The sequence below is a fragment of the Halovivax sp. genome, from assembly GCA_007119345.1.
In the GTDB taxonomy this organism is placed as follows: Archaea; Halobacteriota; Halobacteria; order Halobacteriales; family Natrialbaceae; genus Halovivax.
This window is the reverse complement of the sequence record SKPV01000279.1, coordinates 1-2,583: the sequence shown is the minus strand read 5'-3', so window position 1 is coordinate 2,583 and position 2,583 is coordinate 1. Positions and strand designations below refer to the sequence as shown.

Annotated in this window: 4 protein-coding genes; 2 read left to right on the top strand and 2 right to left on the bottom strand. The window is 69.6% G+C overall.

Annotated features, from left to right (window positions below; all coding sequences use genetic code 11):
• Nucleotides 1-612, top strand: a 612-nt coding sequence (locus tag QZT59_RS18585; protein ID WP_290819372.1) for an NAD(P)/FAD-dependent oxidoreductase, incomplete at its 5' end; no start/stop codon positions are given.
• A gap of 93 nt (nucleotides 613-705) precedes the next feature.
• Here the strand turns inward: QZT59_RS18585 and QZT59_RS18580 are convergent.
• Nucleotides 706-1,143 (bottom strand): universal stress protein, encoded by a 438-nt coding sequence (locus QZT59_RS18580; RefSeq protein WP_290819371.1) that lies wholly within the window; start codon nucleotides 1,141-1,143, stop codon nucleotides 706-708.
• A 101-nt stretch (nucleotides 1,144-1,244) separates the two neighbouring features.
• Here QZT59_RS18580 and QZT59_RS18575 point away from each other — a divergent pair, with 101 nt between their 5' ends.
• Nucleotides 1,245-1,658, top strand: a complete 414-nt coding sequence (locus QZT59_RS18575; protein WP_290819369.1) for a hypothetical protein — start codon at nucleotides 1,245-1,247, stop codon at nucleotides 1,656-1,658.
• A gap of 44 nt (nucleotides 1,659-1,702) precedes the next feature.
• On the opposite strand, the gene QZT59_RS18570 is transcribed toward QZT59_RS18575, so the two are convergent.
• Entirely contained in the window at nucleotides 1,703-2,152 is a 450-nt protein-coding gene (locus tag QZT59_RS18570) for a universal stress protein (protein WP_290819368.1), read from the bottom strand.
• Between the last annotated feature and the right edge of the window lie 431 nt (nucleotides 2,153-2,583).

Here is a 2,583-nt window from a genome sequence, read left to right as displayed (position 1 = left end):
GACGGCGCCTTCCACCGCGGCGACGACGTGCTCGTGATCGGTGGCGGCGACAGCGCGATGGAGGAGGCGCTCTTTCTCGCGAAGTTCGCCGACTCGGTGACGGTCGTCCACCGCCGCGACGAACTGCGCGCCTCCGAGGTCATGGCCCGGCGCGCTCGCGAACACGAGACGATCGACTTCCGCTGGAACAGCGAGCTGCTCGAGATTCACGGTTCGCGCGAGGCGGGCGTCACCGGCGCGACGCTGGTCTCCCACCCCGAGGGCCGCCCGACGGAGAAACTCGGGACGGACGCGGGCGAGGACCTCACCCGAGAACGCGTCGACGTCGGCGGCATCTTCTACGGCGTCGGTCACGTCCCCAACACGGACTTCCTCCGGGAGACGCCCGTCGACCTCGACGGCGACGGCCACCTGCTGACCGAGACGGGGATGACGACCCGGACGAGCGTCCCCGGCGTCTTCGGCGCCGGCGACGTGATGGACCCGCGGTACCGGCAAGCGGTCACGGCCGCCGGGACCGGCTCGATGGCGGCGCTGGACGCCGAGGCGTGGCTCGACGCCGAAGAAGACCGGGAACGCGTCGAGACACTCGAGGCCGCGGCGATCGAGTAGCCTGAAACCCCACAATCGTGCACCGTGGACAGATCGGCGGAACCGGCGGCACCGAACGCATCTGAGACGGCGTCCGGTTCGCCACCGAGGCGCTCACCGGACGACGGTAACCGGACACGACGCCCGTCGGACGACGGTCTCGGCGACGCTTCCCAGCAGGACGCGCGAGACGCCACTCCGACCGTGGCTGCCGATTACGATCCGGTCGACGTCGCGATCGTCGGCCGCGTCGACGATACGCTGGGCGGGTCGGCCCGGGACGACGTCCGTCTCGATCCGAATCGCCTCCGAATCTAGCGCCTCGAGGACGCGGCTCCGGGCCCGCTCACACAGCGTCTCACCGCGTTCGAAGGCGAGGTCGTACATCTCGGCGTCGTAGGTACCGCCTCTGGCCGCCGAAGTGAACGCCTCCGACGGCTCGACGACGTGAAGCAACGAGAGATGGTCGACGTCGTCGGCGTCGATCGCGTGTTCGAGCGCGGCCCACGCCGGCTCCGAGTCGTCAAGTGGTACGAGCAGATGCTGTCCCATACTCGTCTGGAGGCGAGGCGGCCCCCTAACTCGCTTGCACGGATCCCGGCTCGCGGGTCCGAGCCGATCGTTTTACGGTTCCGTGACGTGTCCGCCCAGGCATGGAGTCGCGTCAGTCGCGAGCCGGGCTGGTGGCACTACTCGTGATGGCGGTCCTGGCGACCCTCCTCGTCCACGCTGTCTACGTGCCGCGACACTTCCCCGGCGAGTACTTCCGGGCGATTCCGTACCTGATCGCGGGCTGGGTGGCGTACACCGTCGTTTTCTATGCCGTCGGCCGGCTCGTCGCCGAGCCCACGGACCTCCCCAGCATGCGGTCGGGCGACGTCGGGGTCGCGCTCGTCCTGGGTACGCTGCTCGTCGCACTGGTGCTCGATACGGGCGGACTCAGCCCACGACTCGTTCCCGAAGCGTACGGCCTGCTGGCGATCGGCCTCTACGCCGGGCTCGCGCTGGTCGGCTGGTCGATCGGCCAGCGAACGCGCGCGATCAACCGAATCGCTGGTGGGGAGTGACTCTCGTCGGCGCCGAGTGAGCCGGGCGGGTGATGGACGGCCGGTCAGTCGCCGGCTGCAGCGACGTCGGCGTCGACGACGAGCACCCGGCACTCGCCGACCCGGATCACGTGATCGGCGACGCTACCGACGGCCATCCGGTGGAGCCCGCCTCGGCCTCGGCTCCCCATCACGATCAGATCGGCGTCGATCTCGCGGGCGTACTCGAGGATCACGTCCCCCGGCGGACCCGACCGAACCGTTCCCTCCACGTCGACGCCAGCCGCCTCGGCGCGGTCGACGACCGCCGCGACGAACTCATCGGCGCGCTCGGTGAGCGCCTCGGATGGTCGCACGGCGTCGCCCGGGAGCTTGAGGTCCCCCAGTGGGCCGGGATCGGCCACCGAGAGGACGTGCAGCGTCGCCCCGTGGTTGGCCGCCAGGTCGATCGCGTCGGCCGCCGCGGCCTCGGCGTGTTCGCTGCCGTCGGTCGGAACGAGGATTCGGTCGAACATGGGTGCACGTTGGCGCGACGAACCGAAAACGTTCGTGTCGGTCCCGGCGGCGGAAGTGCGGATCGCTCGTCGGAATCGCGACGATCGGACCCGAACGCCCCGGACGGCCCCTCTGTCCGAACGGCTTGGGTTCCGAGCGCCTCGGTCACGACCGACGTCGGACACGAACGGCTTCGTCCCCGAACGGTTTCGCACCCGGCCAGTGTTACACTCGAACAACTTCGGGCCGTTCGCCGCTGTGGCCGGGACAGGGAGCTTGAAAACCAGCGAGAGCGTACACCAGGACATGCACCCGGTTCGCGCGATCGACGCACTCTTTCTGTACGCAGGGGTGTGCTTTCTCGCCTACGGCGGGCTCGTTTTCGGGATGGCGGATCGTCTCGCCCTGCTGGCGTACGGGGCCACGGGAGCGATCTTCCTCGCGATCGGGG

Excerpts from the sequence above, each read along its gene's own strand:
- QZT59_RS18575 (WP_290819369.1), top strand. The coding sequence starts at position 1,245 with ATGGAGTCGCGTCAGTCGCGAGCCGGGCTGGTGGCACTACTCGTGATG.
- QZT59_RS18570 (WP_290819368.1), bottom strand. The coding sequence starts at position 2,152 with ATGTTCGACCGAATCCTCGTTCCGACCGACGGCAGCGAACACGCCGAG.
- QZT59_RS18580 (WP_290819371.1), bottom strand. The coding sequence starts at position 1,143 with ATGGGACAGCATCTGCTCGTACCACTTGACGACTCGGAGCCGGCGTGG.